General features: G+C 58.5%; 20 protein-coding genes, 1 pseudogene and 1 riboswitch. Of the genes and pseudogenes, 16 read left to right on the top strand and 5 right to left on the bottom strand.

Going from position 1 to position 21049, the window contains the following annotated elements; all coding sequences use genetic code 11:
* Positions 1-2 precede the first annotated feature (2 nt).
* Positions 3-1010: a carbohydrate ABC transporter permease gene (locus AC2FJ6_RS14195; RefSeq protein ID WP_170773488.1), complete on the bottom strand. Its 1008-nt coding sequence runs from the start codon at positions 1008-1010 to the stop codon at positions 3-5.
* 63 nt (positions 1011-1073) lie between these two features.
* Entirely contained in the window at positions 1074-2342 is a 1269-nt protein-coding gene (locus AC2FJ6_RS14190; protein ID WP_170773486.1) for an ABC transporter substrate-binding protein, read from the bottom strand.
* A 215-nt stretch (positions 2343-2557) separates the two neighbouring features.
* On the opposite strand from AC2FJ6_RS14190, the gene AC2FJ6_RS14185 reads away from it, so the two are divergent.
* The 5 genes and pseudogenes from AC2FJ6_RS14185 (at position 2558) to AC2FJ6_RS14165 (ending at position 7561) form a co-directional block, all read left to right on the top strand.
* Complete coding sequence (locus tag AC2FJ6_RS14185) at positions 2558-3589, top strand: LacI family DNA-binding transcriptional regulator (RefSeq protein ID WP_496669372.1); 1032 nt, start codon at positions 2558-2560, stop codon at positions 3587-3589.
* A gap of 2 nt (positions 3590-3591) precedes the next feature.
* Positions 3592-4890 (top strand): annotated as a pseudogene (locus tag AC2FJ6_RS14180) (GH1 family beta-glucosidase); the annotation flags it as partial.
* A 45-nt stretch (positions 4891-4935) separates the two neighbouring features.
* Positions 4936-5925, top strand: a complete 990-nt coding sequence (locus tag AC2FJ6_RS14175; RefSeq protein ID WP_237215877.1) for a glucokinase — start codon at positions 4936-4938, stop codon at positions 5923-5925.
* 26 nt (positions 5926-5951) lie between these two features.
* Positions 5952-6878, top strand: a complete 927-nt coding sequence (locus tag AC2FJ6_RS14170; RefSeq protein WP_496669370.1) for a carbohydrate kinase family protein — start codon at positions 5952-5954, stop codon at positions 6876-6878.
* Positions 6879-6895: 17 nt separating this feature from the next.
* Positions 6896-7561 carry a D-lyxose/D-mannose family sugar isomerase gene (locus tag AC2FJ6_RS14165; protein ID WP_170773477.1) on the top strand — a complete coding sequence of 222 codons (666 nt, stop codon included), beginning with the start codon at positions 6896-6898 and terminating at the stop codon, positions 7559-7561.
* 5 nt (positions 7562-7566) lie between these two features.
* Here AC2FJ6_RS14165 and AC2FJ6_RS14160 read toward each other — a convergent pair whose 3' ends face one another.
* On the bottom strand, positions 7567-8580 hold the full coding sequence (locus tag AC2FJ6_RS14160; RefSeq protein WP_170773475.1) for a LacI family DNA-binding transcriptional regulator: 1014 nt from the start codon (positions 8578-8580) through the stop codon (positions 7567-7569).
* 219 nt (positions 8581-8799) lie between these two features.
* Here AC2FJ6_RS14160 and AC2FJ6_RS14155 point away from each other — a divergent pair, with 219 nt between their 5' ends.
* From AC2FJ6_RS14155 to AC2FJ6_RS14125, 7 genes are all read left to right on the top strand, one after another.
* The gene (locus AC2FJ6_RS14155; RefSeq protein WP_170773473.1) at positions 8800-10104 is read left to right on the top strand and encodes an extracellular solute-binding protein; all 1305 of its coding nucleotides are present in this window, start codon (positions 8800-8802) and stop codon (positions 10102-10104) included.
* A gap of 72 nt (positions 10105-10176) precedes the next feature.
* The gene (locus AC2FJ6_RS14150; protein WP_170773471.1) at positions 10177-11058 is read left to right on the top strand and encodes an ABC transporter permease subunit; all 882 of its coding nucleotides are present in this window, start codon (positions 10177-10179) and stop codon (positions 11056-11058) included.
* A gap of 11 nt (positions 11059-11069) precedes the next feature.
* Positions 11070-11963, top strand: coding sequence for an ABC transporter permease subunit (locus AC2FJ6_RS14145; RefSeq protein ID WP_170773469.1), 894 nt, complete (start codon positions 11070-11072; stop codon positions 11961-11963).
* An 11-nt stretch (positions 11964-11974) separates the two neighbouring features.
* Positions 11975-13021 (top strand): ABC transporter ATP-binding protein, encoded by a 1047-nt coding sequence (locus tag AC2FJ6_RS14140; RefSeq protein WP_170773458.1) that lies wholly within the window; start codon positions 11975-11977, stop codon positions 13019-13021.
* A complete protein-coding gene (locus AC2FJ6_RS14135; protein WP_496669368.1) occupies positions 13018-14016 on the top strand; it encodes an endonuclease/exonuclease/phosphatase family protein in 999 nt (332 codons plus the stop codon). Before AC2FJ6_RS14140 ends, AC2FJ6_RS14135 begins: the two co-directional genes overlap by 4 nt.
* A gap of 92 nt (positions 14017-14108) precedes the next feature.
* Positions 14109-14351, top strand: a complete 243-nt coding sequence (locus AC2FJ6_RS14130) for a hypothetical protein (RefSeq protein WP_170773454.1) — start codon at positions 14109-14111, stop codon at positions 14349-14351.
* A gap of 9 nt (positions 14352-14360) precedes the next feature.
* Positions 14361-14831 carry a phage holin family protein gene (locus AC2FJ6_RS14125; RefSeq protein WP_170773452.1) on the top strand — a complete coding sequence of 157 codons (471 nt, stop codon included), beginning with the start codon at positions 14361-14363 and terminating at the stop codon, positions 14829-14831.
* A gap of 1 nt (position 14832) precedes the next feature.
* Here AC2FJ6_RS14125 and AC2FJ6_RS14120 read toward each other — a convergent pair whose 3' ends face one another.
* Both AC2FJ6_RS14120 and AC2FJ6_RS14115 read right to left on the bottom strand, forming a co-directional pair.
* Positions 14833-16005 carry an acetate/propionate family kinase gene (locus tag AC2FJ6_RS14120; RefSeq protein WP_170773450.1) on the bottom strand — a complete coding sequence of 391 codons (1173 nt, stop codon included), beginning with the start codon at positions 16003-16005 and terminating at the stop codon, positions 14833-14835.
* Positions 15998-17392 (bottom strand): bifunctional enoyl-CoA hydratase/phosphate acetyltransferase, encoded by a 1395-nt coding sequence (locus AC2FJ6_RS14115; protein WP_170773448.1) that lies wholly within the window; start codon positions 17390-17392, stop codon positions 15998-16000. The genes AC2FJ6_RS14120 and AC2FJ6_RS14115 overlap by 8 nt, the downstream gene beginning before the upstream one ends.
* A 237-nt stretch (positions 17393-17629) precedes the next feature.
* Positions 17630-17829: riboswitch (cobalamin riboswitch) on the top strand.
* A gap of 102 nt (positions 17830-17931) precedes the next feature.
* On the opposite strand from AC2FJ6_RS14115, the gene AC2FJ6_RS14110 reads away from it, so the two are divergent.
* Genes AC2FJ6_RS14110 through AC2FJ6_RS14095 form a run of 4 tightly spaced genes read left to right on the top strand, consistent with a single transcriptional unit; the run spans position 17932 to position 21038 of the window.
* On the top strand, positions 17932-18276 hold the full coding sequence (locus AC2FJ6_RS14110; protein WP_170773446.1) for a DUF1636 family protein: 345 nt from the start codon (positions 17932-17934) through the stop codon (positions 18274-18276).
* Positions 18273-19079 (top strand): ABC transporter ATP-binding protein, encoded by an 807-nt coding sequence (locus AC2FJ6_RS14105; protein WP_170773444.1) that lies wholly within the window; start codon positions 18273-18275, stop codon positions 19077-19079. The genes AC2FJ6_RS14110 and AC2FJ6_RS14105 overlap by 4 nt, the downstream gene beginning before the upstream one ends.
* Positions 19076-20023 (top strand): ABC transporter substrate-binding protein, encoded by a 948-nt coding sequence (locus tag AC2FJ6_RS14100; protein WP_170773442.1) that lies wholly within the window; start codon positions 19076-19078, stop codon positions 20021-20023. The genes AC2FJ6_RS14105 and AC2FJ6_RS14100 overlap by 4 nt, the downstream gene beginning before the upstream one ends.
* 1 nt (position 20024) lies before the next feature.
* Entirely contained in the window at positions 20025-21038 is a 1014-nt protein-coding gene (locus AC2FJ6_RS14095) for a FecCD family ABC transporter permease (protein WP_170773440.1), read from the top strand.
* The last annotated feature ends 11 nt before the right edge of the window (positions 21039-21049 follow it).

Genomic DNA, 21049 nt, shown 5'->3' with positions numbered 1-21049 from the left:
CCTCACTCCATCTCTTTGCGCGCGTTGCGCACATTCCAGATCAGGATCGGAGTGACCAGCAGCATGATCACCATGGCCGAGGCCGACCCCACCCCCCAGTCATTGGCACGGAACAGCTTGTCATACATGTAGTTGGCGAGAACCTGTGTCTCCCACTGGCCGTTGGTCATGGCAAAGACGATATCAAAGACCTTGAGCACGGTGATGGTGATCGTGGTCCATACGACCAGAATGGTGGTTTTGATCTGCGGCACTTTGATACGGAAGAAAATCTGGAACGGGTTGGCGCCGTCCAGAATGGCGGCCTCGACGGTTTCTTCGGGAATGCCACGCAGGGCCGCGGACAGGATCACCATTGCAAAACCGGTCTGAATCCAGATCAGGACGACCATCAGGAAGAAACTGTTCCAGAACGGGATGGTCAGCCAAGTTTGCGGCTCGGTCCCGCCAAAGAAGATATAAAGCGCGTTCAGCATCCCGATCTGATCCTGTTCGGCCGGGCGAGTGTCATAGACCAGCTTCCAGATCACCGATGCACCCACAAAAGAAATCGCCATCGGCATGAAGATCAGCGACTTGGCGATATTGCCCCAACGAATGCGGTCGGTCAGTTGCGCAACCAAAAGACCCAAAGCAGTGGACATCGCCGGCACAATGATTAACCAGAACATGTTATTGCGCATGGCTTCCCAGAACTTGGGCTCATTCGCCATCTGGATGTAGTTTTCCAGGCCCACCCATTCATAACCACCACCGGGTACCCGATTCGTAAGGGACAAGCGCAGCGTTTCGACCACCGGATAGGCCAGATACAGGCCCAAAGCCGCCAACGCCGGGAACAGAAACAACCACGGACGGATCATGTTAGCGCGGTTGATATTGCGCCCTGCATTCGGGCCGCGCGCCGGGAACAGCACTTTGTCCAGAAATTGGTTGGAGAGGTAGAAATAGCCCACACACCCTGACACGCCGATGGCGATGGTCAGCAGGCCCTGTAATGCCGGATGCATGCCGCGTCTCCCTTGCGACGGTGGCAGGCAACCCGAACTGGCGGGTTGCCCGATCAGGAACGCTTAGTCCAGCGCGTCCCAGGAGGATTGGATTTCGTTGGCAACCTCTTCCGCCGAGGCCCCGCCAGCATAGTCGACCATGCCGGTCCAGAACGTCCCTGCGCCAACACCGCCGGGCATTAGGTCAGACCCGTCAAACCGGAAGGTGGTCGCACCTAGAAGGATGTCGTTCATCTTCTTCAACGTCGGGTCCGAGAAAAGCGAGGTATCAACGCCCTTATGCGGTGTCAGGAACCCGGTCAATTGCATCCAGGTCTCGTGCGCTTCGGGGGTCTGTAGATACTCGATCAAAGCATGAGCGCCGGGGCTGTCATTGGTGATCGCCCAAAGCGTGCCCGCACCCAGAACCGGGCTGCCCAAGTCCTTGCTTTCATAGGCCGGGAAGTAGAAGAAATCCGCATCTTCACCCACGACCGTACCTTCCGGGAAAAATGCCGGAATGAACGAGGCCTGACGGTGCAGATAGCATTGCGGCGGAGAGCTGAACATGCCTTTGGGACTGTCGCGGAAATCGGTCGTGGCCACGGCCCCTGCCCCACCAGCGACATAGTCGTCGTTGCGGGCGAAGGCTCCGAATTCTTCGATGGCCGCGACGACCTTTGGGTCATTGAATTTCATTTCATTTGCGACCCAGGCGTCATAATCCGCGGGCGATTGCGTGCGCAGCATCATGTCCTCGACCCAGTCGGTCGCGGGCCAGCCGGTCGCTCCGCCAGACCCCAGACCGATACACCAAGGCGTCTCGCCGTCCGCCACGATCTGGTCCGTCAGAGCTTTGAGTTCTTCCATCGTGGTCGGCACTTCGTACCCGGCGTCCTCGAAGTTCTCGGGAACATACCAGACCAGCGATTTCACATCGACCTTGTAGAAAAATCCGTAAAGATTGTCTGCGCCGTCCGGGCCTGCGTAAGTCCCCAGATCGACCCAGGATTGACCCGCAGCGTAGTTGTCGCGAATCCAATCGGATGTGCCATCTGCCAAAGGCGTCAGAAAGCCGGATTTGGCCATGTCCGCCGCCAGACCGGGCTGCGGGAACACCGCAACGTTAGGGGCAGATCCTGCTTCCGCGTCGATGCGGATCTGCTGTTCGAAACTATCCGAGCCGACATAGGCGTACTCATGCCCGGTCGCAACAGCAAAGCCGTCCAGCACCTTTTCGACATTTTCCTGATCCGGCCCCAACCAGGGACCAAACACCGTGACCTTGTCGGCATGCGCCGCGCCCGCCATCAGGGCGAACGTTGCCGCGCCTGCGTAAAGCGAGTGTTTCATGAATTCTCCTCCCAACTCTGTCGCGCCCATGAGACTCAGTTTTCAAAGCGCTTTGAATGACGGGTTTTATCCGCTAACATTCAAGTTCTGTCAATATTAGGTTTGAAATTCGCCTAAAAATTAATAAAACACCCGGTGAGTAGAAACAGGTTGACCCAATAGGGAAACCCACTCACAACAGTTTTGCCACCAATTTGAAGGCGCTTTGAAGCTAAATGAACCTAAAGCAGCTCTCAGAAATCCTTGGTCTTTCGCAGACAACGGTCAGCCGCGCGCTGAACGGATACCCCGAGGTGAACGAGGCCACGCGAGAGCGGGTTCAGGCTGCGGCGACCAGACACGGCTATCGCCCGAACAGCCGCGCCAAAGGGCTGGCCACGGGGCGTTCTATGGTGATCGGGCACGTGATCCCCAGTTCCTCGCAACATGAAATGGTCAACCCGATCTTCGGGGATTTTGTCGCCGGAGCCGCTCGGACCTATGGCGCGCATGGCTATGACATGATGTTCACCAATGCCGACGATACCTCGATCGAACGAACCTATCGGGACCTCTTCCAACGTGGCGCTGTCGACGGGGTCGTTCTGCAAGGCCCCAAGGTCAACGAACACCGGATCGAGGTTTTGACCCGCATGGCGGTTCCGTTCATCGTACATGGCCGCTCGACCGGGATCGAGGTGCCGTATGACTGGGTCGATGTGAACAACAAAAGCTCATTCCTGAGGGCAACCCGGTTTCTGATTGATCTGGGGCACAAACGTATCGCGCTGATCAATGGGTTAGAGGATATGGATTTCGCCCAACGTCGCCGTGAAGGATATTTGCAAGCGTTGCAAGAAGCCAATCTGACGCCCAAACCCGCCCTAATGCGCAGCGCCGAGATGACCGAGGTTTACGGCCATCACGAAGCCCGCGACATGCTGCAATTGGACACCCCTCCGACGGCCATACTGGTCTCGTCAATGATTTCTGCCATCGGGGTGCGGCGCGCTTTGAATGAGGCTGGGCTGAAAATGGGGCGCGATGTATCGGTTATCGCCCATGATGACGACCTGTCCTATCTCAAGAATGGACAAGACGTGCCGATCTTTACAGCAACGCGATCCTCGGTCCGGCAGGCTGGGGAAATCGCCGCCGAAATGTTGATCGACCGGATCAAATCACCGGACGACCCGGTTAAAACTAGATTGCTGGAGGCCGAACTGGTAGTTGGCGGCTCGACCGGCCCCGCTCCTGACAGGTTCTGAACATGAAATATACCCGTACTGATTTCCCCAAAGATTTCCTCTTTGGTGTCGCAACCTCTGCCTATCAGATCGAAGGCCACGCGCAGGGTGGCGCAGGTCAGACCCATTGGGACACCTTTGCCCGCACTCCCGGCAATGTGGTGCGGGGCGAAAACGGAGATCTCGCTTGCGATCACCTCAACCGTTTCGATCAGGACTTTGATCTGGTGCGCGAAGCGGGGTTTGATTGCTATCGCTTTTCAACCAGCTGGGCCCGGGTTCTGCCCGAAGGACGAGGGGCCGTGAACCAAGCCGGATTGGACTATTACGACCGACTGGCCGATGCGCTGCTGGAACGCGGCATTCGCCCCTGTGCGACGCTCTATCATTGGGAACTGCCCTCGCCGCTGGCGGATTTAGGCGGGTGGCGCAACCGGGATATTGCCGGATGGTTCGCCGATTTCACCGAGATCATTATGGGCCGCATCGGCGACAGGATGTTCAATGTTGCCCCCATCAACGAACCCTGGTGCGTCAGCTGGTTGAGCCATTTCGACGGCCACCACGCCCCCGGCCTGCGCGATATCCGCGCGACGGCTCGCGCGATGCATCATGTTCTGCTGGCGCATGGCCGTGCGATCGAGGCGATGCGTGGTCTGGGCATGTCCAATTTGGGAGCGGTGTTCAATCTGGAATGGGCCGAACCCGCCGATGACAGCGCTGAGGCGCGCAAGGCCGCTGACCTCTATGACGGTATCTACAACCGGTTCTTTCTGGGCGGTGTGTTTAACAAAGCCTATCCGCAAAATGTTCTGGACGGGTTGGAGCCCTATCTACCCGCTGGCTGGCAGGATGATTTCGACACGATCGGCGCGCCCGTGGACTGGTGCGGGCTGAACTACTACACCCGCAAACTGATCGCGCCCGCCGACACCGCCTGGCCCGGCCTGCAAGAGGTCCCTGGCCCCCTGCCCAAAACGCAAATGGGGTGGGAAATTGAGCCTTCCGCCCTGACACGTTTCCTGACCCGGACCGCTCGTGAATATACCGGCGATCTGCCGATCTATGTGACCGAAAATGGCATGGCCAGCTCTGAGCGCCAGCAAGATGAGGACCGGATCGACTACCTCAACCAGCATTGGGCCGCTGTGAAAGACGCGTTGGATCAGGATGTGCCCGTCAAAGGCTATTTTATCTGGTCGCTGCTGGACAACTACGAATGGGCCTTGGGCTACGAGAAGCGCTTTGGTTTGGTTGATGTGGATTTCGACACGATGGAGCGGACACCCAAAGCGTCCTTTGAGGCGGTGAAAACTGCCCTCGTCGGTGCACAAGTCTCTGTCCCCCTGGCACAACCCGCCGGAGCCATGCATGAACACTGGAATCTGGTGGCTGATATCGGCGGGACCAACACCCGTTTGGGGGTTATCTCAAACGGGAGACTAACCGATCTGCGCAAATACCCAACGGGACAGCTGCCGCAACTGCTCGAGGCGTTTCACAGCCTGCGCGACGAGGTTGGCACCGACCCCCGCGCGGTTGTCGCCGCCGGGGCGGGCCCTGTGCGGGATGGTACGATCCGACTGACCAACGCGCAGCTTGATTTGTCCGAGGACGACATCGGACGCGCGACCGGCGCGCAACATACTTTTGTGATCAATGACTTCACCGCAGCCGCGTGGTCTGTGGCTGAAATCAGGGCCGGTGACGTCGAGGTTTTGCAAGGTGCGGAAACCCCGCCGGTCGGCACTCGCTTGGTCGTTGGGCCGGGCACCGGGCTTGGGGTTGGGTCGCTGCTCTATTCCGAGGGGCACTACCATACGGCATCGGGTGAAGGCGGCCATGTAGGCCTGTCCCCGCGCCACGCTGACGAGGTTGAAGTATTTCGCGCCGCCCGCGAGGTCGCGACCGAGTGTTTCTTTGACGACTCGCTGACCCTTGAGGCCGAGATGTTCCTGAGCGGCACCGGCCTGCCCATCCTCTACCAAGCCATCCAACTCGCAGCCGGTCAAACCAACGCGGAAACCCGTCCCGCAAAGGATATCCTGCAAGACGCGCTGGCCCAAACCGACCCTCATGCGGTACGCGCGGCCCATATGTTCACCACTCATCTGGGGGCTGTCATGGGCGATATGGCTGTGACCATGATGCCAGCGGGCGGTGTTTTTCTGGTGGGCGGCGTGGCCGAAAAGAACCGTTGGCTGTTCAAGGACACCTTCCGCGACGCTTTCAACGCCGGGGGTCGGTTCAGTGAGCTACGCCGGTCGATGAACCTCTATGTCTCGGAACAGGATGAATTTGGCATTGTTGGCGCTAACAATTTCTGCAAAAGTGCGCTCGCGCGTCGGATGGCCTGACGCGGCCAAACTGGAAAGGTCCCGGCATGATCCTGTGCTGCGGTGAAGCGCTGATCGACATGATCCCCACCCCAACCACCGACGGGGCACAGGGCTTTGTCCCCCATTCAGGCGGAGCGATCTTCAACACCGCCATAGCGCTTGGTCGTCTGGGCGCGTCGGTTGGGATGCTGACTGGCTTGTCCAGCGACATGTTCGGGGCACAACTGTCCGACGCGCTGACCGACAGCCACGTGGATCAGACTCATGTCATCCGCTCGGACCGTCCATCGACACTGGCCTTTGTGCAGTTGAAGGACGGACAGGCCAGCTACAGCTTTCTAGATGAAAACTCGGCCGGGCGGATGCTGCGGCCCGAGGATATGCCCGCGCAGTTGCCCGGCACCACAGCGCTCTATTTCGGTGGTATCAGCCTGGCCTGCGAACCTTGTGCGGATGCGTATGCGGCCTTGTTGGACCAACATGCCGACGCGTGCGCTGTGATGCTCGACCCCAATATCCGCCCCGGCTTTATCGCGGATGAGACCCGGTACCGCACCCGCCTGAACCGCATGATCGAACAGGCCGACATCGTAAAAGTATCTGACGAAGACTTGAATTGGATCGTCCCCGGACCTGAATCCCTGACCGAGAAAGTCCCTGCCCTGCTGGAAGCCGGACCGTCTGTTGTCATTATTACCAAGGGCAGCGAGGGCGCTTCGGCCTATCTAAACGACGGGTCCGAGACCTCGGTGCCGGTCAAACAGGTGCAGGTGGTCGACACAGTCGGAGCGGGCGACACGTTCAATGCGGGCGTTCTGGCCCAGCTTGACGCGGACGGCTTGTTGACCAAATCCGGTCTACGCTCGGTGGACGTCAGTGCCATACGATCCGCTCTAAGCAAAGGGGCCGAGGTTGCCGCCGTCACCGTATCCCGCGCCGGGGCGAATCCGCCCTGGGCACACGAACTCTGACCACGAAGGCCAAACCGATGAAACGTTCCGAAATCAACGAGATCAAATCCGCAGCCGAGGCGTTCATTCATTCCTTTGGCGCGGTTCTGCCCCCTTTCGCCACATGGTCGCCTGAACAGATGCGCAGCGCCAAGGCCGAGGGCATTCGCGCGCGGGGATTGGGCTGGGATATCACCGATTACGGTCAGGGCCGATTTGATGAGCTTGGATTGTTCTTGTTTACACTGCGCAACGGCGATGTCACTGACCTGAGCAAAGGGCGCGGTATGCTTTATGCGGAAAAACTGCTGGTCTCGCGGGACAAACAACTCTCACCCATGCACCGCCATATCGTGAAGGCCGAAGACATCATCAACCGGGGCGGCGGTGATCTGGTGATGGAGATCTATGCCTCGGACACGGATGGCGGCATCAACCGCGACAACCCGGTCATTGTGCCAAGCGACAACTGCCCGGTCACAATCCAACCCGGTGAACTGTTGCGCCTGAAGCCCGGTGAAAGCGTGACATTGATGCCGGGTATCTGGCATGCCTTTTGGGCGGAGAAAGGCGATTGCCTGATAGGCGAAGTCTCAACCGTCAACGATGACCGAACCGACAATGTGTTCGAGGACCCAATTCCGCGCTTTGCCACGATCGAGGAAGATGCCGCGCCCGATTTCCTGCTGGTGGCCGATTACTGAAAATCTCAATGCGTGCCGCGGGGCACGAAGTGAGGTTTAATCAGAATTGTTTCGATGGCTTTCAAAGGGTTCTTCAGCCGTTTCTCCAAAAGTTGGATGACGTGCTCGACAGCTTCGTCGATCGGGTTGCAAACCGTTGACAGATCGAATGTTGGCCAGCCAGCCATCTCGATATCATCGAACCCCACAACTGACAGGGTTTCTGGAACTGATACTCTCAAGTCTCGGGCCGCTGTCAAAGCCCCAATCGCGGTTGCATCATTGGCACAAATCAATGCATCCAGCGAATGCGCGGTCAGCAGGTGGGTGGCCGCCCTGTGGCCGGCTTCGACAGTGAAGTCGCCGTCGGTTTCGGCAACCAGCGAAAGCCCAGCCTCAGCCAAACTGTCCAGTACCCCAGCCCGGCGACCGCTAGAAGAGGAGAAAGCCTCGGGGCCACCGATATAGCCGAATTTCTTTCTTCCCTTTTCGATCAGAACCCGAGTGGCAATCCGGGTGCCCTCGGCGTTTCGACAACAAACATTGTCAACACCCTGGGCCTCGACGACGCGCCCAGCGGAAATCATTGGAACCCCGATCTTGCTGCATTGCGTGACGACTTCGGCCTGCATACTTCCACCACGCAGGATCAACGCGTCCAACGGGTAGCGCAAGACTTGCTGAATTGCCTTTTCCGCAGACTGATCGCCGCCGTCGATCAGGATCGGCCATTTGTTCAGCGCGTTCAATTGCCCAACCAAAGCCATTACGAACTCGGTGTCATAAGCACTGCGCATATTTCCGACAAAAACAGCGACAAGATGCGAGCGGCCATCTTTCAGCCCTGCCGCCAGCGCATTGGGCTGATACCCCATCTGCGCCGCGACCTCATGTATTTTTTTCCGCTTATCCGCATCCAGATAGGCGCCAGGTGTGAACGCACGTGACACAGACGACCGCGATACACCTGCCGCTTCGGCCACAATCTGGGCAGTCACCCGCCGGGGTCGCGGGGTGTTATATTCATTGTCACTGCTCACGCACTAGCTGTCCTCTGTTTCTGAATAATTTGTCAATAATGCAAAAAATCTTTCACCGAACTGTCACATGCAAAGCGTATGTGACCACGTGTGCACAAGAAGTGCATCACGAATGGGATTCGCCCTATTTGTGCAGATTTTTGACGCTGCCTGGGGCTTCGGCCCCGCAACCTGGTGCGCTGACCAAAACCTTGGTCCGCGGCCAAACCGGAGAGAGACATGACCAAGCTGACCTTCAGCGCTACCGCCGCCGCGCTCGCCTTTACTGCGACCGCAACTTTTGCCGAAACCGAGATCACATGGTGGCACGCAATGGGCGGCCAACTGGGTGAAACCGTCAACAAGATTGCCGAAGATTTCAATGCCTCGCAGGACGATTACAAGATCACTCCGGTCTACAAGGGCAGCTATGAAGAAACACTGACCGCAGGTATCGCCGCCTTCCGTGCGGGCGAGCAGCCCAACGTCATGCAGGTCTTCGACGCCGGTGCCGCCACCGTGATCGGAGCCAAGGGAGCAACTATCCCCGTTCAGGATCTGCTGGCCGATAATGGCGTGAATTTCGACATCAACGACTACATCGCCGGCGTGCGGTATTTCTATGCAGACAGCGACGGCAAGATGATCGGCATGCCCTTCAACTCGTCTACGCCAATCCTGTATTTCAACGTGGACGCGCTGGAAGCTGCAGGTGTCACTCCGCCGAAAACCTGGGAAGAGTTCCAGACAACCACTGCTCCTGCGCTGAAAGACGCGGGCTACATCGCGCTCAGCCAGTCGCACCTGCCCTGGATTTTCACCGAAAACTTCATGTCGCGCCACAACTTGCCGTTTGCCACCAACAACAATGGCTATGACGGCATCGACACGCAGATCCTGGTGAACAATGACGCCATCAAGGCCCACTTCACCGCCGTGACCGATTGGAAAGACGAAGGTCTGTTCGAATGGTATGGTACCGGCTGGGGCGACAACGCCAAGCCGTTCGAAGAAGGCAAAGTCGCCATGTGGCTGGGTTCGTCGGGCTCTTTTGGTGGCCTCCTGCAAAAAGACCTGCCGTTCGAATTCAGTGCGACCGAGCTGCCCTATTGGGAAGCCGTGACCGCCGAGCCTACCCAAACCTTCATCGGTGGCGCCGCTTTGTTCGCAATGTCCGGCAAATCGGACGACGAGAACAAGGCCACGGCTGAGTTCTTCCGCTTCCTGACCGCGCCTGAAACCCAGTACTTCTGGCACCAGGAAACCGGATACGTACCGATCACCGAAGCCGCATATGAGGTTGCCAAGAAAGACGGCCATTATGACCGCTTCCCGGCCGCCGAAGTTGGTGTGAACCAGTTGCAGGCTAAGGCGGGCGACAACACCAAGGGCTACCGCATGGGCTTTTACGTCCAGATCCGCGACATCATGAACCGCGAATATGGACGTATCCTGACTGGTGAAACCGACGTCGAGACCGCCTTCAAGACAATCGAAAAAGAAGCCAACGAACTGCTGGCACGCTTTGGCAAAACCCAGGGTTAATCCCCGTTATCACCCCCTGGATGGTCGTGCCTCCGGGTGCGACCATCGCTCATTATTCGCACGGAACCATTCATGAAACGCGCGGGCTTTGACACGATCTGGCTTCCTGTGGCGCTGCTGATGCCGCAACTGCTGATCATTGCCATCTTCTTCTACTGGCCTGCGGGCTGGGCTTTGCAATCCTCGTTCTACTTGCAGGACCCGTTTGGGTTCGGCTCGACCTTTGTAGGGGGGGAAAACTATACCTCGCTGCTGGGCAATGATCAGTACAAGCGCGTGGCAGGGTTCACGATCCTTTATTCGGTGCTTGTGACGTTCTTTTCGCTCGCCATCGCGCTGCTGCTAGCGGTCAAGGCGGACAAGGTAATCCGAGGGGCAAAGACCTATCGCACGCTGCTGATGTGGGTCTATGCCATCGCACCACCTGTGGCCGGGTTTCTGGGCATCCTATTCTTTGATCAAAGCACTGGGCCGCTGACCAAGTTTTTTCAGATGTTCGGCTGGGATTTCAAACTGGGCGTGGACTATAACGCCACGGCCACCGCTATGGTCATCGTGGCCGTGTGGAAGCAGATCCCGGTTAATTTCATCTTTTTCCTCTCGGGCCTGCAATCCATTCCGCGATCCGTGCGCGAGGCGGCGATGATCGACAACCGCTCGGCCACCGGACGGTTCTGGCAGGTGACTTTCCCGCTGCTGGCCCCCACCGCGTTCTTCCTGCTAATCATCAACATCACCTACGCGCTGTTCGACACCTTTGGCGTGATCGACGCGCTGATGAAGGGTGAGCCGGGCAACAACCCGATGACGCTGGTCTACAAGGTCTATCTGGACGGGTTCCGGGGCAATGACCTTGGCGGCTCATCCGCGCAATCGGTGATCCTGATGGTGCTGGTGCTGATCCTGACCGTGTTTCAGTTCCGCCTGGTGGAACGCCGGATTCACTATACGTAAGGGCTTTGGACATGGCTGAGACAACACTCGAAACTCCCGTTGAAACCCATCGTCCCCGCCGCATCAAATGGGGCGCGATCGGCGATCACACCGTCCTGATCCTAGGCGCTTTGCTGATGATGATACCACCGCTGCTGGCGCTGACCACGGCCAGCCATGACGCTGTGACGATCCACCGCGAGGGGTTGCAGCTGACGCTGGGCGACAATCTGGGCAAGAACTTCCATGCCGCCATGTTCGAAAAGGGTGGGTTCACCCAGACGGTGGATGGCACGCTGATGCTGATGAATTCCTTCATCCTTGGCATCGGCTTTGCGGTGGGCAAGATTATCATCTCGATGATGGCGGCCTATGCCATCGTCTATTTTCGCCTGCGCTTTGCCACGCTGGCCTTCTGGGTGATCTTCACCACCCTGTTGCTGCCGCTGGAGGTGCGCATCCTGCCCTCATACGAGGCGATCCAGAAACTGGGCCTGACAAACACCTATACCGGTCTGATCGTACCGCTGATCGCATCCGCAACCGGCACGTTCTTTTTCCGTCAGTTCTTCATGTCCGTCCCTGAGGAGCTGGCCGAGGCCGCCCGGATCGACGGCGCAGGCCCATGGAAGTTCTTTGTCGATATCCTTGTACCGCTTAGCCAGACGATGATCGCTGCGATCTTCATCATCATGTTTGTCTTTGGCTGGAACCAATATCTGTGGCCGACACTGATCACGACGGATGAGAGCTTTTTCACCCTGGTCCGGGGCATCAAACAGATCGTGCTGTCCTACACAGATAGTCAGATCCCAGAACACGGGCAGGCATTGGCGCTGGCCATTGTCGCGATGATCCCACCCGTGGCGATCGTCGTCTTTTTCCAAAACTGGTTCGTTAAGGGCCTTACAGAATCCGACAAATAAGGAATACGCGCATGGCTCAGGTTTCATTAGAGGGCATCCGCAAGGTCTATCCCAACGGCTTTCAGGCGGTTCAGACCACCAGCTTCACCATTCAGGACGGCGAGTTTGTCGTGCTGGTCGGCCCCTCGGGCTGTGGCAAATCCACCCTGCTGCGGATGATCGCGGGGTTGGAGGAGATCACCGAAGGTACACTGAAGATCGGCGACCGGGTGGTCAATGACGTGGATCCGGCGGACCGGGACATCGCGATGGTGTTCCAGAACTATGCGCTCTACCCGCATATGACCGTCCGAAAAAATATCGGCTATGGCCTCAAGAATCGCGGCAACCCGGCCTCCGAGATCGCGGCCAAGGTCGAAGACGCCGCCAAGATGCTGAACCTGACCGAATATCTGGACCGCAAACCAGCGCAGCTGTCGGGTGGTCAACGTCAGCGCGTCGCCATGGGCCGCGCCGTAGTGCGTGATCCGGCGCTGTTCTTGTTTGATGAACCGTTGTCGAACCTCGACGCCAAGCTGCGCAACCAGATGCGGATCGAGATTAAGGCCCTGCAACGCCGTCTTGGCACCACAGCCGTCTACGTGACCCATGATCAGGTCGAGGCGATGACGATGGCCGACCGGATCATCGTCCTGAACGCTGGCCGGATCGAACAGATCGGCACGCCGTCGGAAATCTACCACAACCCAGCCTCGACCTTTGTGGCCTCATTCATGGGGGCACCGCCGATGAACCTGATCCGAGCTCAGGTCGAGCAAGGAGAAGTGCGCATCAATGGCTATGACGGTCTGATGCCAGCACCTGCTTCGCAAAACGGGCCGGTGACTTTGGGCATTCGCCCCGAGGATGTGGTACTGGACGATCACGGCAACATCCCGTTCCGTGTGGACATTCTGGAAGAGCTCGGCGCCCATCGCCTGTTGCATGGCGTGGTTGGGGAACAACCTTTTTCGGTGATGATCGGCAAGGATGATGCAGCCTCCACCGGGACCGCGACTTTGAATTTGAAGCCCGAGGCCCTGCGGCTGTTTGATCCTGAAACGGGGCGCAAACTGTGACGGGGCAAACGTTTGAGACATTGCCCGCCGTGACGCTGGAACAGCGTAACGCGATCTTGGCTGCGCCGCGCACGGCTAAAGCGCATCGCGATTTGCTGTCCAGCCTGCCTGCCATGAATGCCGTGCAAGTTGGAGGCCGTGCTACGTCCACTCATTTGCAAAGCGATTTTACAGTGGCTGCCTGGAATGTGGAACGGTGTCTTTTCCCCGAAGAAACCGCCGCACATCTTGGCAAGGTCTGCCCCGATATCGTCTTGTTGTCCGAGGTCGATCACGGCATGGCCCGCACTGCACAGCGGCATACCACTGAAGTGATGGCCGACGCGCTTGGCATGACCTACGCCTTCGGTGTCGAGTTTCACGAACTTGATCTCGGCGGCGCGACCGAGCGGGGCTTTTGCACGGATGACTTCAACAGTCTTGGCTGGCATGGGAACGCAATCCTGTCCTCGGTGCCGTTTGAACGCACGTCACTGATCCGACTGGACGATCACGGCCATTGGTTTGCCTCGGACACTGGCGCGACGGACCCGGATCAACCGCGGGTCGGCGGTCGCAATGCCATCGCCGCCATTATCCCGGCCACGCAGGGTTCGCTTTGCGTTGTGTCCACTCATCTGGAAAGCAACGCAGATGCAGCGCACCGCCATCAACAGTTCCAACGGTTGTTAGATGAAATCAACGCGTTTGCGCCCGGACTGCCCGTTCTGATCGGTGGGGACCTGAACACCGGCAACCATCTGCCCCCCGATTTTGACTGGCGACGTGAAACCTTGTTTGGGTTGGCCGAACGCGAAGGCTACTCATGGTCTTTCACCGCAGAAGGTCCTACAACCCGACCCAGCCTGATCACTCCGCATCCTGAGCGGGTCATGAAACTGGATTGGCTGGCCGGACGGGGTCTGAAGTGTCTAGACAAAGGCATTCTGACTTCAATCTCGGACGAAGGTACGCCGCTTTCGGATCATGATTGCGTCTGGTGTCGCACAGGCTAAGCACTGGCCCGCTCAACTATCTGGATAAGTCCCTTTTACCTAAACAGAAAAACCGTCTAACATGCGGTTCATCGCGGTAAAGGGACGCAACCATGGTAACAAAAGCAGAATTGGAAGCAGAGGTCGCCGAACTGCGCCGCCAGTTGGCCGAACACGCCAACCCCGAGCCACCCAAGGCCCCGGAACCAGCCGATGCATTCGTCGACAACCTCGGCCATTGGACTGCCCAAATTGATGAAGTTCTGACAGAATTCGAGGATTTGCCGCATAAAAAGCCCATCCTATTCGCCCTTGGCGTCTTTGCGCTTGGGTACATGATCGGTCGATCCCGGTAGGAGCCTGACATGAGCCGCATTTCCCGAAATATCTCGATCATTTTGCGCGCTGAACGGCTGATTGCACAGCGTCAAGTCGCAGTTGCCGCAAAGCGCACAGGCATCTATGCCGCAGCAGGTCTTGCCGTGGGTCTTGCCGCCGTGATGCTGAACGTGGCCGGGTTTTTCTGGCTGTCAGAGACTCTGTCGACGACCTCGGCCGCGCTGATTGTGGCCGGGATTGATCTGGTGGTGGCCGTTCTGCTTGCGGTAGTTGCGAATTCCATGACGGCACGGACAGACACGTCGGATGCCGTCGAACTGCGCGACATGGCTTTGCAAGATATTGAAACCGAAATCCGAGAAAACTTCGCGGATGCGCGCAACGCCGTAACTGGCATTAGACGCGATCCGCTTGGCACGCTGACACCTGAAATTGTCAGTGCACTTCTTGGGGTCCTGCTGAAATACGCCAAGACCCGTAAAAAGCCGCAGGACTAGGTCACTCCATTAGGTTCGCAGCCGCGCGGGCGATCACCATTTCCTCATTCGTCGGAATCGACAGAATCCGCACGCGGCTGAAATCAGTTGAAAGAACCGTGCCGCCATCGGCATTCCGGGCGTGATCCATCTCGATCCCGATCCAGCGCATACCGTCACACACCATCTGCCGGATTGCGGCCGAGTTCTCGCCAACACCACCCGTAAAGACCAGCGCGTCGATCCCTTCCAGTGCGGCTGACAATGCGCCCAATTCGCGGCGTATGCGGAAGACGTAATAGTCAATGGCCTTACGCGCCTCGGACGTGTCAGCAGACAGAAGGGTGCGCATGTCCGACGATATCCCCGACAGACCCAGCAGACCGGATTTGCGATACAGAATCTCGGCAATCTCATCCGCCGACAGGCCTTCCTGCTGCATCATGTAAAGCACAACACCAGGGTCAAGCTGCCCGCTACGCGTTCCCATTGGCAACCCGTCCAGCGCCGAGAACCCCATGGTCGAGGCCACCGCCCGACCACCCGAAACCGCACACATCGAGGCCCCGTTACCCAGATGCGCAATAACCACGCGCCCGTTGTACAAGCCCGGCGCGATCTCTTTCAGCTTTTGCGTTATGTAGTCGTAGCTGAGCCCGTGAAACCCGTACCGTCGTACGCCTTTGTTATAGTAGCTCTGCGGCAAGGCGAAGGTGTCGTTGACCCAAGGGTGTGTCCGATGGAACGCCGTGTCAAAGCAGGCGATCTGCGCTGTATCCGGGAAGGCCGCGCTGGCTGCGCGTATCCCTGCAAGACTATAGGGCTGATGCAGCGGCGCGAAAGGTATGAACCCAGACAACGTCTCGACAACCGAGGCGTCAATGCGCACCGGCTCGGAATAAACAGTACCCCCGTGGACGACGCGGTGCCCGATGGCACGTACATGGATGTCCGGCAGGTATTCCCGCGCCATTTCCAGAAAGGCGTGGATCGCCTCGTCATGGCTTTTGGTGTTGGTCAAAGGACGGTCGATCGAGCGTCCTCCAGCGGATTGGGCCAGCAAACGTGGTGCGTCGCCCAAACGTTCGATCTGGCCACGCCAGCGCATACTGGGGCGATTGCCCTCAACCAGCTCATAAAGCGCGAATTTCAGGGAAGAAGACCCGGCGTTCAGCGCCACAACATGATCAGCCATGGATTTTATCCTTGTTTGCATGCGCATGAAGCGCGGCTACAGCACAGGATGCCAATCGCGAGGCATCATCATCGGATCGTGACGTCAAAATGATGGGAACGGCCGCACCGATCACGACCCCTGCCGCCTCGGCATGAGAGATGAAGGTCAACTGTTTTGCCACCATATTCCCGGCCTCAATATTAGGCGCGACCAGAATATCGGCAGCACCGGCAACCTCTGACGTGATCCCTTTGGTACGGGCGGCGTTCAGATCAACCGCATTGTCCATCGCCAGCGGCCCATCGACCAACCCGCCGGTGATCTGACCGCGCTCCGCCATTTTCGACAGCAAGGCCGCATCGACCGATGACGGCATATGCGGGTTGATCGTCTCAACCGCCGACAACACGCCGACCTTGGGCTGTTCGATTCCCAAAGAATGTGCCAGGTGAATCGCGTTTTGCACGATATCCGCCTTGGTTTCCAAATCAGGCGCAATATTCACCGCCGCATCCGTCACCATGATCGGGCGCGACATGCCCGGAACATCCATTACGAACACATGTGACAGTCGCCGCCCAGTGCGCAGCCCTTTTTCACGACGCAAAACCGCGTGCAGCAACTCATCCGTATGCAGATACCCCTTCATCAGGGTCTGCGCGCGTCCTTCGACTACAAGATCCACGGCACGGTGCGCGGCGATGCCGTGGCTGCGGGCCTCGACAATTTCGATGCCCGACAAGTCGGCCCCCAGCTCAGCGGCAGCAGCGGCGATTTTATCGGGGTCCCCGACGAGGATCGGCGAAATAATATGATTGGCATGCCCCAGCAACGCGCCGCTCAGAGAGTTGGGCTCTTCTGGCGCAACAACGGCGGTTGGCATCGGCTCTAGTGGGCGCGCTTTTGCCAACAGCGCGTCGAAATGGCGGTGCCGCTGCACGATCAGGCCAGGGACCTCGACCGAGTCGAACTCCATATGCGTCGAAGGCGGTGTGACCTGAACGGTGCCGCTGAGAACCAGTGCATTGTCAACGACCCGTCGCACTTCGGCTGAGCAGAGCAGATCACCATCGTCGCGCTTTTCCTCAACAGCGACAAAGGCAGTCAGTTCTTCACCAGCAAGCACCGGGAGGTGGAAGGCCAAATCCGCGCGCCGAGTCTGCGTTCCGGCGCCGGGCATGTAGTTTCCCAGCACGGCTGCGACCAGACCGGCGGGCCACAGCGCGGGTGCGACGGCTTCGGCAAGGCCGTCGCCATCCCCGTCATAGGCTGCCAGATGCAGCGGATTGTGATCGCCCGAGGCCGAGGCAAAAGCATAAAGGTCGTCAACCGTGCACAAGCGGGTTAGTTGTGCCGTGTCGCCAACCTTGAGCTGCTCGAAGGTTTTGTTTTCCTGGATTTTCATAGCGTGCCAACTTTGGTTTTTCGGACGTCTTACCGACTTGGGTCGCGGGTTTAATTGATGCAGGTCAGTTCGGGGTCACAATAGTACGTCCAGCACCCTTGAGCCCACAAAACGGTGCCTCGGCTTTCAGATTTTGCTGCGTCGCAGCATAACTGATTGCCCACTGAGCAGCAATATCCTTTGCGCTGTCTTCACCGGAACGTTGCGGAATCCGTATTGACCCATGCTCTGATCTGAGGCAGTGACGCTACGATGGTTCCCGATGCTGCACGCGCGGGATGAAAAGGGAATACGGTAAGGTGCAGACCAAATCCGTAACTGCCCCCGCAACTGTAGGCGGTGAGCGACGCCAATATCCCACTGGCCGGATCAGGTCGGGAAGGGTGGCCAAGCACAGACCCGCGAGTCAGGAGACCTGCCATCTCAAACGCAACCAAACCGGGGCGGGGTGTCCTGGAAAGAGGCTCAATGTCACATCGACCCGATGTCTTCAGAACCGTTCCTTTACCTGCCCGTCCGGCATGCAGGTGGGGCGGAGCATGACGGATCATGTGGTGCTGATCTGCACGACCTGCCAAGGGGCTGAGGCGGCGCAATCGATTGCCGAGGCCCTGCGAGAGCGCCTGCCCGAGGGCTACGGCACACGGATGATTGAGTGTATGGCCGGTTGCGATCACCCACTGACCGTTGGATTTCAGGCGGGTGCGAAGGCACAATATCTGTTTGGCGAAATTCAAACCTCGGCCGATATCGACGCTTTGGCCGCTTTCGCGCGGCAATACCAAAACAGTTCCACAGGTTGGACCAAGGCAACGGATCGCCCCGAGGCGCTGTTGCACAAGACCTTGTCGCGGATGCCGCCCTTGGCGACGGGGGCCACATGACCGAACATGCGTTCCTTCAGGTCAACGGCGTCGGTTATCACGCCTATCACGGCGAAGTTCTGCTTCAGGACATCACCTTTGCGCTTCACGAAGGCGCGGTTCTGGCCATCGCTGGGCCCAATGGCGCGGGCAAGACAACGCTGATGAACCTTCTATGCGGGTCCGAGCATCCTTCGGACGGCAATGTATTGTTCAAGGGGCGAAATTTGCGCAGCATGTCGGCGACCGAGCGTGCGCGGATGATCGCTGTTGTCAGCCAGCAGGAATATCCCGACGGGCGGCTCTCCTTGCGCGAGTATGTAGCGCTGGGACAGATCCCGATCCGGGCTGACCGCTCGGCCGAGGCCCATGCCGCCGATCTTGCGCGAATTTTGGACCTGACCAGCCTGAACGATCTGGCCGACAAGCGCATGGCGGTTCTGTCGGGCGGGGAACGGCAGCGCGCCCATATCGCGCGGGCATTGGCGCAAAACCCGGCACTGCTGTTTCTGGACGAGCCCACCAACCATCTGGACCCGGACGCCAAGGGGCGGATGTTGTCACTGGTGGCCGGGCTGGGAATCACAGTGGTGATGATCGTCCACGATCTGGTCATGATCCCGGAATTTGCGACGCATGTCGCGCTGATGAAATCCACCCGTCTTACCGGGTTCGGACCTGTGGCCGACGTGCTGACCACCGACCGCGTGCGTGACACGTTCGGTGTCGATTACCTGTTTTTCCAGCACGAGGGCCGCTTGATCCCGGCGCTGGACATCCGAAAAACCTCAGTTTCCAACCCTGTTAGGAGCATTTCCGAATGAAACACATCTTGTCCGTGGCGCTGGTTACAGCCATGGCGGGCGGTGCCGCCGCGCATGAAATTACCGTCGACAATTGCGGCGAACCGCTGGTGTTTGAAACCCAGCCCGAGCGTCTGGTCGTGCATGACATGAACATGACCGACATGGCCTTTGCACTGGGTCTACAAGACAAGATCGTCGGCCTGACCGGGATTACCGGCTGGTACAAAACCAGCCCCGAGTTCGACTCGCTGCGCGGCGGTATCCCGGAACTGGCCCCGAAATATCCGACGGTCGAGAATCTGGTGGCCGTTGAACCCGACCTGTTCTTTGCCGGTTGGTACTACGGAATGCGGCCCGGCGGTGATGTGACACCGGAAACGCTGGCGCCCTTCGGGATCAAGACTATGATCCTGTCGGAAAGCTGCGTTCACCTGCATAAGGACCGCCCAAAGGCCAGCATGGACCTGCTGTTTGACGATGTCCTGCGTCTGGGCAAGGTCATGCATGTTGAAGACAAGGCCGAAGCGTTGGTTTCAGGCTGGAAAGACGAGCTGGCCGCGATTGAGGCGAAAACCGCCGATCTGCCGAAACCGCGCGTGTTCCTGCTGGACGGGCCCGCTGATGCGCCCTTCACCGCCGGAAAATACGCCATCCCTGATGCGATGATTGCCGCTGCGGGCGGTCAGAACGTGACCCATGACATGGATACAAGCTGGGGCCGTAGCTCTTGGGAGGCCGTCGCCGCCGCGAACCCCGAGTTCCTGGTGCTGTTGGACTATCAAACCGGAAATGGCGCGGCGGATACGTTCAAATTCCTGCAAGAGCACCCGGTGATGTCGCAAACCGATGCGGTCAAAAACGAGCGCTGGATCGGTCTGCGGTACGAAGAACTAACGCCGGGACCCGCGAACATTCAGGCGATCTCGAAAATGGCACAGGCCATGCATAAGGGCCTGAACTAATTTGGGCCGTCTGGGGCTGACACTTTTGGTGGGGGCGGTCATTCTGGCCGCCCTTCTTCTGGTTTCAACAATCTACGGAACCACATCCATCCCTCTGTCCGATACATTCAAGGCCATATTGCTGGGCACAGGCCTTGTGGATGGAGACGTGTCGCCCCTGCACCGTATCGTCTTTGACCTGCGCCTGCCCCGCGCGCTGTTTGCGGCCGTGATCGGCGCTGGTTTGGGGATTGTCGGCGTTGTCTTGCAGACAACCACTCGGAACGATCTGGCCGACCCGTTTCTGTTCGGGCTGTCTTCGGGCGCTGCAGCGGGTGCTGTGTTCGTCATCACCGTAACCGGGGACATTCTGGGGTTCTGGACCTTGCCGCTGGCGGCGTTTTGCGGAGGGCTGGTGGCCTCTGGCATCGTGCTGGCTTTGGTACACGGATTGCGGACGAGCGCGCCTGAGAAATTGATCCTAGCCGGGCTTGCGGTGTCCTTCCTGTTCTCAGCCCTAACCAACTACCTGATTTTCGCAGGCGATAACCGTGCTGCCCATTCCGTCATCTTCTGGATGCTTGGCGGTTTGGGTCTGGCGCGATGGGAAACCTTCCCGCTAGTCTGCGCCGGGCTGGCGCTTATTCTGGCCTATGCCCTCTATCGTAGCCGCTGGCTGGATGCGCTGCTGACCGGAGATGTCACGGCAACAACACTGGGCGTTCCGGTTCAGTCGCTACGGTTCAAAATGTTCTTTGTTGCAGCGCTCGCGACCGCCGTTTTTGTGTCGGTCGCCGGAGTGATCGGCTTTGTTGGCCTGATGGTTCCACATATTGCGCGCGGCATCGCTGGTCCTTTGCACAATCACCTTGTCCCGACGGCAGCCGTGGTTGGCGCGGTGCTGTTGACCGGGTCCGATATCCTCAGCCGCCTGATGCTTGCCCCGCAAGAACTGCCGGTCGGAATTGTGACGACCTCACTGGGGTCGATTTTCGTTTTCATTCTGCTGCTCAGAACGGCGAAGCCCAAAAGATAAATTGGCTTGTC

The sequence above is a fragment of the Ruegeria sp. CDSA089 genome, assembly GCF_059612205.1.
This window is presented reverse-complemented; position numbering and strand designations above follow the sequence as displayed.